Genomic DNA, 12,068 nt, shown 5'->3' on the forward strand with positions numbered 1-12,068 from the left:
CTCTGAAGACCATGAATATTTACTGCTTCTCATCACAGCAATATATTATTATACATGATATACCATAAAACAATTAATATCAATAGTTTTTTAAAAGAATTCTTCCATGCGTTTTGGGGACGCATTTTAGTTTCAATTCTACGTCTCCAAAGTCTCATTGTACATATATTATAAAAATATTCCGTGGGATTCTACAGATTAACGTGTATAATATATTAGACGGTCAAGGAGGTGTGCCTATGAGTGATTCCGACAAAAATGATTCAGATAAGGTTATAGAGCTTATTAAATCCCGGACGGATGAAGGCATGAAGCTTTTACATGAAAAATATTCGGGATTGATGCACTATATAGTGTCAGGAATTTTAGAAAATAAAAATGATGTGGAAGAGTGCATAAGTGACATATGCATGAAGGTTTGGAATTCAATAGAAAGCTATTCGGTCCAAAAGAGTAAATTTTCCACATGGCTCACCGTTATAGCACGAAATACAGCTTTAAATTATCTCAGGAAAAATACAGGACATGAAGAGCTGAACGAGGAAAATGCCGTGCACTCTTCACCTGAAGATGATGTTTTGCGCCGTGAACAGGCAGAAGAACTGAAGCGTGCCATATCCTTCCTTTCGGTTGATGAACAGCATATTTTCTACCGTAAATACTATTATCTTCAGCAGACCGCTCAAATTGCCGCAGAGCTTGGCATGACAAATCGTTCCGTCGAGGGAAAGCTATATCGCATACGCAAAAAACTTCAAACTAAATTAGGAGGGATACAATGAATAAGAACAACCTTGATTTTGATGCCAAGATGATTGACAGCCTCAGTCACCTTGATCCTCCTGAATACGAAATTCTTAAAACAAATCCTTGGAGCAAATCCATAGGTTCAATTGCATGGGGATTCTCCTTTACAACACTGCATCTGAACTTTTTATATCTTCAATATATTTTGCCAACAATCGGTACAGCTTTGATTTTTCTGGGATTTCGCAGCTTAAGGAATGAAAACAGGTATTTTAAAACCGTATATATATTTTCAATATTCAGATTGATTTTACACTTAGCAGGACTTGTATGGATTTCAACACCATTGCACATGTTGGATTACATTACAATTCCCATAGGAACTGTAATGTTTATTTTCCAAATAATTATGTTTGTGATTTCTCAGGCGGCTTTGAATGAAGCATATAAAAAGGCGGAGAAGACACCGGAATATAGTCCGTTTTACCGGATTGCAGCATGGACAGCAGCATCATTTTTCATAGCGATGTCACCTCTGTCCCAAAGCTGGTTATTCTTCATACCTATGGTAATATTCTATATATTGATTATACGGTCATTGTTCAGAATAGGCAATGAATTGGATGATACGGGCTATGTGCTGACAAATGCACCGGTAAAAATTAACAGTGAAACATTTGGTCGTGTATATTTTGTTACTGCACTTATGATTGTCATAATCTGCAGTATATTTTCCAACCATTTAAGATTAAAACCACAAGAATTTTACTTACCGGAAATGACTCCAATGAGGCATAGCCTTGTCAATGCGGGATTTCCCACTGAGGCTCTTAATCGCTTAAGTGAAGAGGATGTTGAAAAATTAATTGGTGTTGTAAATATTGAATCAATCAGTGAGCTTCTCATGTTTGATCCAAAAGAAATTGAACACCGTACCACATATGGAAATCACACTTCAATAAATTATACCTACGAACCGGGTAAAAATAATTTAGATGTAACTACAATCTACATTGAAATGCCTGAAAATCTGATTTATGTCATGCAATACTTTGCGTGGAAAGGCGGAAGTCCTGTATGGCAGGATGGAATTTTGATTTCAGGAGAAAATGAGGTAAATAACAAGAAAATCGTCAGCAGCGGTTTGTTTTACAGCAAGGACGGCATCTCATATGAGGCAGATTTTCCAAACCTCGCATGCGAAGAGGTTATACAAAATACTATGTTTGGATCGTCTTATACCACGCCTATATCAGGTACGCTGAGCTATCCTTTTGGTTCGAAGGATCAGGGTGGGTATGTGCTTTACAGTTATGAAATTCCCGATGAAGTTGAATTTTATATAACATTTTCTATCTTCAACTATATGCATAATTCCGGACCTCTTCATCTGCCATATGCAAGAACCGATGAGAAAATCATAAACGGAGCATATTTATTTTCTGATAAAATAAAGCAGCATTACACAACATATGAATCTTTAAGAGAAAAAGACGAGTTGAACTTCCATATAAACGGGATTCAGCCCCAGAACCGATAGAGTAGCTAAAAGTAAAGAAGTCACCATGCATTGATATGTTCAGCATAATGACTTCTTTACTTTTATTTTACAGTACTATTTTTAAACGGAATTCAGGGGACGGACCTTTGGAGATTTCTTAAACTATATGATATACTTGTTTAGAAGAAAGGCATTTACATTAAGCAAGACAAGCTATGTCATTTATTAAATGCAAATATTTACTATGAAATTATAATTAATTTGAATAATATGTCACAAAATAGTTGTTTAAGTTGTTATAAGTGTACAGTCGCTAATAAACAACGAAAGGAGTAAAATTATGAGCAATACAGAACTTGGACATAGATTTGCTGCCGGTGGAGAACATGAATTGGAAGAAATAATCAAAGTCTACGGTGAAAAACTGCTTCGATATGCATCAGCAATTTTGTGTGATTACCATGAAGCCGAAAATGTGGTGCAGGAGGTATTTATTTCTGCTTATCAAAACCGGAGTTCATTTGATGGCCGCAATATCTCTGCATGGCTTTATAAAATTACATATAACCGCAGTCTGAATCAACTTAAAAAATGCAAGTTATTCTATTTTAGTGAAATTCGCAGTGAAGCTGTTTTACATACTGAAGATATAGGTCTTAGTGACGAAACCCTCCGTGCTTTAAAAAGGCTTAAACCTAAGGAACGTGCTCTCATATATGGACGAATTATGGAGGAGCAGAGCTATGATGAATTATCGCTGCTTACGGGAAGTTCTCCGGATGCTTTACGTAAGCAATACCAGCGCGCAAAAAATAAATTGGCAAAATATCTGACTGACGGTCATTATGGAAAGGAGACTAAGTATGAACGAATTTGACGCTAAAGAACAAATTATATATGACGAAATATCTCAAATTAATGTGGATGCAAGCAAGCTTGTAAAAGAGGTTAAAAGCAGAATCCGTGAGGAAATAAGCCTTTCTGATTCATACCATAGGCGCTGGAGAAGGTCCGTTGCTGCGGCAGTGGCAATGTTGGCGGTTTGTGTTTTTACTGCGGCGGCAGCGGTTTCGGGAGGATTCGATTGGTTTATGGAAAAATTTAATCCTTCTTTCGGCGAAATTGTTGAGCCTGTTGGAATATATAGCGAAGACAAGGGAATACGCATGGAAATTATCGGAGCACAGAAATATAACAACATGGCAATTGTATATCTGTCTCTTCAGGATGTAACCGGCCAAAACAGGCTGACAGAGCAAACAGATTTCCGTGATGGCTACAGTGTAAAAATGAACCCGCAAAAGCAGGAGACACCGGGACAAAAGGAGATAATATCAGGTAGTCTCTCATGGAAAAAAGAAGTAATTTATTTTAATGAGGATACAAATACAATTTATTATGAATTTATCATAACAGCTGACCCTGACACACCATTGGCGGACCCGTTGGAGCTTGGCAGCTTCCTTATTTATTTCAGCAAAACAAGCTACGTAGATGAGCCGATTTCCTTATCTCTTGAAAATCTTGATACAGCTGAAGTTATATCTATTACGGAAGATAATGTCTGGGGGGGAAGCAATCTGCCCGATAATGATTATGGTATATATACCAAGGCACTTAAGCCGGGATATATGGCAGCCATGCCCCATGGAGAAGAGGATCAGTGGATATCCAACGTTGGAGTTATTGACGGAAAGCTTCATGTGCAGGTAGGGAGAATTATGAACAAGGAATTTGGAAGCAGTGATGTTGAGCTTGCTGTCCTAACTTCGGAAGGAGAAGCAATTCAATATGATTACAGCATAGATTTGCTTGAGGATGAAAACAATAATATTCTTAACTTTGAAGAAAACAACTATAGTGGTGCAGCATATAAGTATGAAGAATTTATTTTTCCTGTTGTTCCTGAGAATTTTAACATTTACTTTAACGGCTTTGTTTCTTCAGGTGTGGAAGGCAATTGGCGAGCAGTCCTAAATTTAAACGGCTCTGACAAAAATATTCTTGTTTGGAATGATAACATTGCTGTTGAAGACTATCTAATTGAGCATATTTCACTCAGCCCATTAGGTTTGCAAATAATAGGCAGCTATGAAGACGAGGAATTAAGCACTCATAACGTGTCAGCAGAAGTTGAAACCGGCAACGGCATTATTCGGCTTGAAGAAGGAGGAGGAAGTCGAAATCACGAAAAACAGACCTTCAGCATAGATTGGAGCACAGAAACACCTATTGATGTTGCTGAAGTTACAGCTGTAATTATAGACGGAACCAGAATTCCTGTCGTCGATTAAGCTCTGAGGAAATTAAGGCTAAATTTTATAGCAGAACCATAAGGGATTACGGGGACGGGTATTTGAGTATGGATTTTACAAATTGATTTTTAAGATCCGTCCCCGGAATGCCTATAAAGCTTTATCACATCCTGTCGGGCACCTCGATTCCAAGCAGGTCAACAGAAGTTTCCAGAACCTTTTTTGTCAGGCTGCTGAGGCACAGCCAAGAGCTTTTCTTTTCTTGATTTTCTTCGCTTATAATTCTGTTGCTGTGGTAAAATTTATTGAAGGTATTGGATAAATCATACATATATTCGCACAGCTTGTTTGGAGCTTTCGTTAAAAAGCTGTACTCTATGGTTTCGTTGAATTTTGAGAGCTTCAGCATCAAATCCAGTTCACACTGACTGTAAGGTTTTTGTATCAAATCAGAGCCGCAGTATTTTTCTTTCGAGCATGCTTTGTTCAAAATGGATTTAATCCTTACAATGGTGTATAAAATATATGGACCGGTATTTCCTTCAAATGAAGAAAATTTTTCTGTGTCAAACACATAATCCTTTGTAATCTGATTGGATAAATCCCCGTATTTCAATGCGGATAATCCGACCTTTCTTGAAACATCATTCATTTCTTCTTTACTGAATCCCTTGCTTGCATCAAGCTTATCAAGCACGCTGCTTTGTATGGTTTCGATTAAATCCTGAAGTCTCATGACTCCGCCTTCTCTTGTTTTAAAAGGCTTGCCGTCCTTTCCGTTCATTGTTCCGAATCCGATGAATTCCAAGGACAGCTTTTCGCTTGCAATCCCTGTTTTTTTAACACATCTGAAAACCTGTTCGAAATGCATCTCCTGCCTTTTATCAACAACATATATTATCATGTCCGGGTCATAGTCCTCAACCCTTTGCCAGATAGTAGCAATGTCTGTAGTACTGTACAATGACGACCCGTCTGATTTCAATATCATCACCGGAGGTATATTGCAGGAGTCTTTTTCTTCAGCAACGTCCACCACCAATGCACCCTGACTCTCATAAGTGTAGTTATTTTCCTTCAGATATTCAACCATTTTATCAATGTATTTCTCGCAATCACTTTCTCCGAGCCACAAATCAAATTCTACATTTAAAGAACCATATACCTTTTTCAAATCCTTTACGGACACACTTAGAATATGCTTCCAAAGTGCCACATAGCCTTTCATCCCTGCTTGAAGCTCAAGTGTTGCCTTTCTTGCTTCTTCCATTGCCTCTACGTTATTCTTGGCGAAAGAACTTGCTGCAGGATATATCTCTTCAAGTTCGCTTATTGTGAACGGTGCATCAGAAGGATATTCACCGGTATAATTTTCATCGAAGTAGGGAAGTCCGGGCATACGTCTCTTAAGTTCGGTTATAACCATTCCTATCTGTAGTCCCCAATCTCCTAAGTGAACATCACCTATAACGTTGTGCCCCAAAAATCTTGAGATTCTTTTTATTGCTTCTCCGATGACTGCGGCTCGTATATGCCCAACATGCAGAGGCTTTGCAACATTAGCTCCGCCATAATCAACTACAATCGTTAAAAGGTTGCCGGCTTTGTCGCATCCGCACTTTTCATCTCTGTTCATCATATTTAAATAATCAGCCAACATACTGTTATTTACGTTTAAATTGATGAAGCCGGGACCGGCGGAAGAAATGTCCTTAAAGCTGCAGCTATCTTTCAGTACATTCAAAATCTCGTTTGCAATTTGTAAAGGGGATTTTTTATATATTTTAGCTGCTGAAAGAGCTCCGTTGCATTGAAACTGGCATAAATCGGGACGGTCTGATACTGTCAGGCTGCCGAGAGAGTTTTCATATCCGCATTTTTCAAAAGCATCACTTACTTCCTTGCTTAATATTTTGATTAATTTTTCCATACAATCATCCTTATCATATTTTATTTTGATTTATTTAATTAAATTTCCCATCATAAAACCCGCCTCATATAATGAGACGGGTTGAAATCCGCGGTACCACTCAAATTGACCTAAGTCCACTCAATTACTTTAACGCAGTTAACGTACCATCCTTGCATTGCTCAGATGTCCCCTCAGAGTCCCTCTTCGCTGTCGGTTCTCTTGCAGGACTCTCACTCTGTTCCCACTCGCTGTTAGATGTATGACAGTTACTATTCTCTTCACAGAATTTACAGTTATCTATTTCCGGTTATTTTATAGTATATGCAATTGATTGTCAACATTTACTTTTGTTTACAGCAGACGCAAATAGGCTGCAAATGAGTTATGATAGTAGTGACCCAAAAAGAACCGTCCCCTTTGGGTTTGTTATTATTTAGAAAAGTAATAAATATTTCTTGAAATAACAACTCTTGTGGTTTAAAGTTATTCCAATAGGAATGGTTTTAAACCATGAAAATCATTAGCATTCCAAATCGTTAAAAATATGGAATGAATTTATTCCATACTCTTGCTGTTCTTATTTAGAGAAGATTGATTTTATAACGTTTGTGGGATTGTTAAAGTTGGCACAAATAATGCAAAGAAAAAGATGGGAGTTATTATGAAAACTAAAAAGATTAAGTTAACTGCTGTGGAGGACAGGGCGCACATAACCTACGAAGCATTGTCCGTATTACATAAATACGACGTCGGGCTGATTTGGATGGAGGTTTACGCTTACGTTGCCTACATAAAATTAATGCCTGTTGAAGATGCTGTCTGGGAGAAAATCAAGAAAGAGCTTCAGGAACTGAGTGGATGGGCTTCTTTAGAAGAAATTGATTTGTTTCCGTTTGAAGAAAAAGACACTGAAATGAAAAAGGTGCTGGACGTAATTCCTCACGGCGTGGTTCTGTTAAACAGAAATGGCGATATAAAATATTTTAATGATTACTCCGCAGATAAAATATTTAATACTGAAGGTAAGGATATAACAGGTCTTAATATTAATAAGTTCATAGATTTTAAAAAACTGATAACAATATTAAAAAACAATAATATGTTCTTGATTAAAGAAAATTTAGAAATAAATAATCAGCTTTATGAAGCAAATTTACAGCCTATTATTAACAAGGAAAAGGTATTGAGCAGCTATTTGATTTCATTTTACGAAATTGATTCTAATATTTACAATAGATTTGACAATCCGATTACCTTTAACGACATAATTGCCGAAAGCAATAAAATGCTTGAAACAATTGAATCGGGAAAACTTTATTCAGAATCTGATTCGCCTGTCTTAATCACAGGTGAAAGCGGAACCGGCAAGGAGCTTTTTGCAAGAGCCATACATAATGAAAGCAAAAGAAAGAATAAACCGTTTATTGCAATAAATTGTGCTGCCATACCTGATCAGTTATTAGAAAGCGAGCTGTTCGGGTATGAAGGAGGAACCTTTACCGGAGGCAGAAAGGAAGGAAAGCCCGGAATATTTGAAATCGCCGGAGGCGGAACGGTATTTTTGGACGAAATAGGCGATATGCCACCTCATTTGCAGGCAAAGTTGTTGAGAGTGTTGCAGGAAAAAAGAGTAAGAAGAGTTGGAAGCGCCAAGGAAGTAAATGTAGACGTAAGGTTGATATCGGCAACCAATCAAAACATTGACGAAATGGTAAAAAATAAAGAATTCAGATTAGAGCTGTTATTCAGAATCAATATATTTAATATTAATATTCCTCCCCTTCGTGACAGGAAAGAGGATTTACCGGCGTTATATGAGCATTTTGCACAGAAGCATTCGAAAAGATACCGTAAAAATATAACGGGAATAGAAAAGGAAGCAATGAGAAAGCTTATAAATTATAACTGGCCGGGTAATGTAAGAGAATTTCAAAATGTATTAGAAAGAGCCATAGCACTTACGGTAGGCAATGAAATTGCTGCAAAGGACATTATTCTTAATTATGATATTGTGCCAGAAGAGAACATTGAAGGTAAATCGCTGAAGGAGTGCATTGAAAGCTTAGAGAAAAGAAAAATTATTGAAAGCTTGAAAAATAACAAAAGCATCAGGGATGCGGCGAAAGAATTAGACGTCACTCATACTTTATTGATTAACAGAATGAAAAAGTATGATATTGATAAAAATAATATTTGAAAATTATGGAGGTTATATGGATAAGCAAAAATTAAATCAGATGAAATTTTCAACAAGAGCAGTACATGCAGGTTATGTAAAAAATGAATATGGTGCATTAGCTACTCCGATTTACCAGACATCAACATTTATATTTGATTCTGCCGAACAAGGCGGAAAAAGATTTGCTTTAGAAGAAGAAGGATATATTTATACAAGATTAGGAAATCCTACAAGCACTCAGGTTGAAGAAAAATTGGCTAATTTAGAAAATGCGGAAGCAGCTGTTTCAATGTCCTCAGGTATGGGAGCCATAACTTCGGTTGTATGGGCAAAGGTAAAAGCAGGCGATCATATAGTTGCCGCAAAGACATTGTATGGATGTACATTTGCATTTTTAAGCCATGGTATGTCAAGGTTTAACGTTGAAGTAACCTTCGTTGACACATCAGACCCTGAAAATGTAAGAAAAGCAATGAAGCCAAATACAAAGATAGTATATTTAGAAAGTCCTGCTAATCCAAATATGCTTATAGCAGATATAAAAGAAATATCAAAAATAGCTCATGAGATTGAGGATTGTATAGTAGTGGTTGACAATACATATTGTACTCCTTATATCCAAAGACCGATAGATTTAGGTGCCGATGTAGTAGTTCATTCGGCTACTAAATATTTGAACGGTCACGGTGATGTTATTGCCGGTTTTGCAGCAGGTAAAAAGGAATTTATTGATATAGTAAGACTGGTTGGAATTAAAGATATGACCGGTTCGGTATTGGGACCTTTTGAAGCATACTTGATTAACAGAGGTATGAAGACATTGGAAATTAGAATGGAAAAACACTGCGCCAATGCACAAAAGGTTGCTGAGTTTTTAGAAAAACATCCTGCGGTTGAAAGCATCCAGTATCCGGGCTTAAAAAGCTTTCCACAATACGAATTGGCTAAAAAACAAATGTCTTTACCGGGAGCGATGATTGCATTTGAAGTTAAGGGCGGACTTGAAGCCGGTAAAAAATTAATGAATTCATTGCATCTTTGCACATTGGCAGTAAGCTTAGGCGATACGGAAACATTGATTCAACATCCTGCATCAATGACACATTCACCTTACACTCCTGAGGAAAGAGCTTTATCAGGTATCTCTGAGGGTTTGGTAAGATTGTCAATCGGTCTTGAAGACGCAGATGATATTATAAGTGACTTAAAGTATGGATTAGATATGCTGATATAAGTAATTGTTTCAAGTTCCTCCGAAAAAAGCCCGCCTGATCGTAACGAAACAGATGGGCTTTTTTCATCATTCTACTAATATTTTATGAATTTAGAACCTAACACTCCGCAAATACTGCATCTTTCCGGAACGAATGTTTCGATGTTTCCGCAAACAGGGCATAGGTAATAAAAAATTTCTTCTGTGTTATCAATATCTTTTAGAGCTTCCTTGTATAATTTAGCATGAACCTTTTCTGCTTCCATAGCAAGCTTAAATGAGTTAACAGCAGCTTTATTTCCTTCTGCTTCCGCAACCTTTATGAATTCTGGATACATGCTTTCAAATTCATATGTTTCACCTTCAACTGCATCTAAAAGATTTTCCTGTGTTGATTTAATTTTGCCTGCAACCTCTAAGTGCTTTTGAGCATGCAGTGCTTCTGCATCCGATGCTGCCTTAAAAAGCTTTGCCGCATTTACTTTGCCTTCTTTTTCTGCTTTTTTAGCATAAGCTGAATACTTTCTGTTTGCCTGTGATTCTCCTGCAAATCCATCCATTAAATTTTGTAGTGTTTTTTCTTCCATTTTCAAATCCTCCTAATAATAAATAATTATATGCTGAACTATTTTTTGCCATTGATGATGCATGATTTACATGTACCCTTAAAAAATACATTTTTGTCATTTATCTCAAATCCATATAATTGGTCGGTTTCAAATGAATCAATATTTATATTAAAATCATATATGTTTTTGCATGATTCACATTTAAAATGACCATGGTCATGAGTGTTGATGTCATAGCGAACTTCGTTGTCCTCAATGTTAATTGCTCTTACCAAATTAGCATCAATCAATGAGTTTAAAGTGTTGTAAACAGTCGTTTTAGACAATGTGGGAACTTCATCATGAAGTCCGTTATATATTTGATCCGCTGTGGGATGATTATAATTTGTTGTAAGATATTCTAAAACTTTTAATCTTTGATGGGAGAGACGTATTTTTTTGCTTTTTAATTCATCTATTAAACTTTCGAAATTCACTATCATAGCATTCTCCTTTCGTTTACTGTTACAACAATCTCTAAGTTGTAATGATTACAAAGTAATAATAACATTAAAATTTGTTGTTGTCAAGTATAAATTTTAATTTATTGACAAAATTTTAATTCATTGACAAACCTTTTCTATGATTATAGAATTGTTAGTATGAAATTTTATTTCTCCGAGTTTATAATTCTAAAGCTTGAGCCATGAATTATAAACCGTTAGGGTTTGACCGGAAACAGTCACACCTCCCGTTGGAAAGGAGATTGCTTTTTTGCATCTCTTTTCGTATATATATGAAAGGAGTTTTTTATGAAAACAAAAATGAAAAATTTGTTGCTTTTAATATTGTCATTAGTATTAGTATTTTCGATGACAGCATGCAACAAACCGGAGGAACCGAAGGAAGAACCAAATGAGGAACCGAATATTGAGCAGCCTGTATCAGAAGAACCAAAAGAAGAAAGAAGCATAATATTGGCTACTACAACAAGCACAGAGGATTCCGGCTTATTGGATTTCTTATTGCCTATATTTAAAGAAAAAACAGGCATACAGGTTGAAGTAGTTGCAAAGGGTACGGGAGCAGCTCTTGAGCTTGCTAAAAACGGTGATGCGGACGGCGTCTTAGTACATGCTAAAGCTCAGGAAGAACAGTTTATTGCAGATGGATTTGCTAAGGAAAGATTTGATGTTATGTATAATGATTTTATATTGGTAGGACCGGAATCAGATCCTGCTAACCTGTTGACAGATGCACCGAATGATCCTATAGAAGCATTTGCTTTAATCGCAGAAAAACAAGCTGCATTCATATCAAGAGGTGACGAATCAGGTACTCACACAAAAGAAAAATCCTACTGGAATGAATTAAATATCACTCCTGAAGGAGAATGGTATGTTTCTGCAGGAACAGGAATGGGAGCTGTTTTACAGATGGCAGATGAAAAATTGGCTTATACATTAACAGACAGGGCTACATATTTATCAATGATGGATGAGCTTGATTTAGTAATCGTAACTGAAAAGAACGATAAAATGTATAATCAATACGGTGTTATGATGGTTAATCCGGAAAAATATCCTATTAAAGAAGCTGAAGTTCAAGAATTTATAGACTGGATTTTGTCTGAAGAAGGACAAAATTTAATCAGTGAATTTGGTGTTGAAGAATATGGTCAATCATTATTCATTCCAAATGCTAAGTAAAATA

Annotated in this window: 10 protein-coding genes, 1 riboswitch and 1 other annotated feature (1 of these 12 only partly in view); of the genes, 7 read left to right on the forward strand and 3 right to left on the reverse strand. The window is 36.4% G+C overall.

From position 1 onward, the window contains the following. Window positions 1-45, reverse strand: a binding site (T-box leader) (it extends 153 nt beyond the left edge of the window). A 194-nt stretch (window positions 46-239) separates the two neighbouring features. The 4 genes from RT412_RS02970 to RT412_RS02985 all read left to right on the forward strand — a co-directional run bounded on the left by RT412_RS02970 (window position 240) and on the right by RT412_RS02985 (window position 4,542). Further along, the gene (locus RT412_RS02970; protein ID WP_313343749.1) at window positions 240-782 is read left to right on the forward strand and encodes a sigma-70 family RNA polymerase sigma factor; all 543 of its coding nucleotides are present in this window, start codon (window positions 240-242) and stop codon (window positions 780-782) included. Next, window positions 779-2,287, forward strand: a complete 1,509-nt coding sequence (locus RT412_RS02975) for a hypothetical protein (RefSeq protein WP_313343746.1) — start codon at window positions 779-781, stop codon at window positions 2,285-2,287. Before RT412_RS02970 ends, RT412_RS02975 begins: the two co-directional genes overlap by 4 nt. A gap of 301 nt (window positions 2,288-2,588) precedes the next feature. Next, window positions 2,589-3,125 carry an RNA polymerase sigma factor gene (locus RT412_RS02980; protein ID WP_313343744.1) on the forward strand — a complete coding sequence of 179 codons (537 nt, stop codon included), beginning with the start codon at window positions 2,589-2,591 and terminating at the stop codon, window positions 3,123-3,125. Then, window positions 3,112-4,542: a hypothetical protein gene (locus RT412_RS02985; RefSeq protein WP_313343742.1), complete on the forward strand. Its 1,431-nt coding sequence runs from the start codon at window positions 3,112-3,114 to the stop codon at window positions 4,540-4,542. Before RT412_RS02980 ends, RT412_RS02985 begins: the two co-directional genes overlap by 14 nt. 124 nt (window positions 4,543-4,666) lie before the next feature. Here the strand turns inward: RT412_RS02985 and argS are convergent, their stop codons facing one another. Beyond that, on the reverse strand, window positions 4,667-6,433 hold the full coding sequence (gene argS, locus RT412_RS02990; RefSeq protein WP_313343740.1) for an arginine--tRNA ligase: 1,767 nt from the start codon (window positions 6,431-6,433) through the stop codon (window positions 4,667-4,669). 643 nt (window positions 6,434-7,076) lie between these two features. On the opposite strand from argS, the gene RT412_RS02995 reads away from it, so the two are divergent. Both RT412_RS02995 and megL read left to right on the forward strand, forming a co-directional pair. After that, the gene (locus RT412_RS02995; RefSeq protein ID WP_313343738.1) at window positions 7,077-8,612 is read left to right on the forward strand and encodes a sigma 54-interacting transcriptional regulator; all 1,536 of its coding nucleotides are present in this window, start codon (window positions 7,077-7,079) and stop codon (window positions 8,610-8,612) included. 16 nt (window positions 8,613-8,628) lie between these two features. Continuing rightward, window positions 8,629-9,828, forward strand: coding sequence for a methionine gamma-lyase (megL, locus tag RT412_RS03000; protein ID WP_313343735.1), 1,200 nt, complete (start codon window positions 8,629-8,631; stop codon window positions 9,826-9,828). A 74-nt stretch (window positions 9,829-9,902) separates the two neighbouring features. On the opposite strand, the gene RT412_RS03005 is transcribed toward megL, so the two are convergent. Next, on the reverse strand, window positions 9,903-10,394 hold the full coding sequence (locus RT412_RS03005; RefSeq protein WP_313343732.1) for a ferritin family protein: 492 nt from the start codon (window positions 10,392-10,394) through the stop codon (window positions 9,903-9,905). 38 nt (window positions 10,395-10,432) lie between these two features. Beyond that, the gene (locus tag RT412_RS03010; RefSeq protein WP_313343729.1) at window positions 10,433-10,858 is read right to left on the reverse strand and encodes a Fur family transcriptional regulator; all 426 of its coding nucleotides are present in this window, start codon (window positions 10,856-10,858) and stop codon (window positions 10,433-10,435) included. Window positions 10,859-11,019: 161 nt separating this feature from the next. Further along, a riboswitch (molybdenum cofactor riboswitch) is annotated at window positions 11,020-11,136 on the forward strand. A gap of 43 nt (window positions 11,137-11,179) precedes the next feature. Here RT412_RS03010 and RT412_RS03015 point away from each other — a divergent pair. Continuing rightward, on the forward strand, window positions 11,180-12,064 hold the full coding sequence (locus RT412_RS03015) for a substrate-binding domain-containing protein (RefSeq protein ID WP_313343815.1): 885 nt from the start codon (window positions 11,180-11,182) through the stop codon (window positions 12,062-12,064). Window positions 12,065-12,068 lie beyond the last annotated feature (4 nt).

Source organism: Sedimentibacter sp., assembly GCF_032080165.1.
Taxonomy (GTDB): domain Bacteria; phylum Bacillota; class Clostridia; order Tissierellales; family Sedimentibacteraceae; genus Sedimentibacter.

What these genes read in the sequence shown, in the direction of transcription:
- RT412_RS02970 (WP_313343749.1), top strand. Translation starts at nt 240, where the DNA reads ATGAGTGATTCCGACAAAAATGATTCAGATAAGGTTATAGAGCTTATT.
- RT412_RS02975 (WP_313343746.1), top strand. Translation starts at nt 779, where the DNA reads ATGAATAAGAACAACCTTGATTTTGATGCCAAGATGATTGACAGCCTC.
- RT412_RS02980 (WP_313343744.1), top strand. Translation starts at nt 2,589, where the DNA reads ATGAGCAATACAGAACTTGGACATAGATTTGCTGCCGGTGGAGAACAT.
- RT412_RS02985 (WP_313343742.1), top strand. Translation starts at nt 3,112, where the DNA reads ATGAACGAATTTGACGCTAAAGAACAAATTATATATGACGAAATATCT.
- argS (WP_313343740.1), bottom strand. Translation starts at nt 6,433, where the DNA reads ATGGAAAAATTAATCAAAATATTAAGCAAGGAAGTAAGTGATGCTTTT.
- RT412_RS02995 (WP_313343738.1), top strand. Translation starts at nt 7,077, where the DNA reads ATGAAAACTAAAAAGATTAAGTTAACTGCTGTGGAGGACAGGGCGCAC.
- megL (WP_313343735.1), top strand. Translation starts at nt 8,629, where the DNA reads ATGGATAAGCAAAAATTAAATCAGATGAAATTTTCAACAAGAGCAGTA.
- RT412_RS03005 (WP_313343732.1), bottom strand. Translation starts at nt 10,394, where the DNA reads ATGGAAGAAAAAACACTACAAAATTTAATGGATGGATTTGCAGGAGAA.
- RT412_RS03010 (WP_313343729.1), bottom strand. Translation starts at nt 10,858, where the DNA reads ATGATAGTGAATTTCGAAAGTTTAATAGATGAATTAAAAAGCAAAAAA.
- RT412_RS03015 (WP_313343815.1), top strand. Translation starts at nt 11,180, where the DNA reads ATGAAAAATTTGTTGCTTTTAATATTGTCATTAGTATTAGTATTTTCG.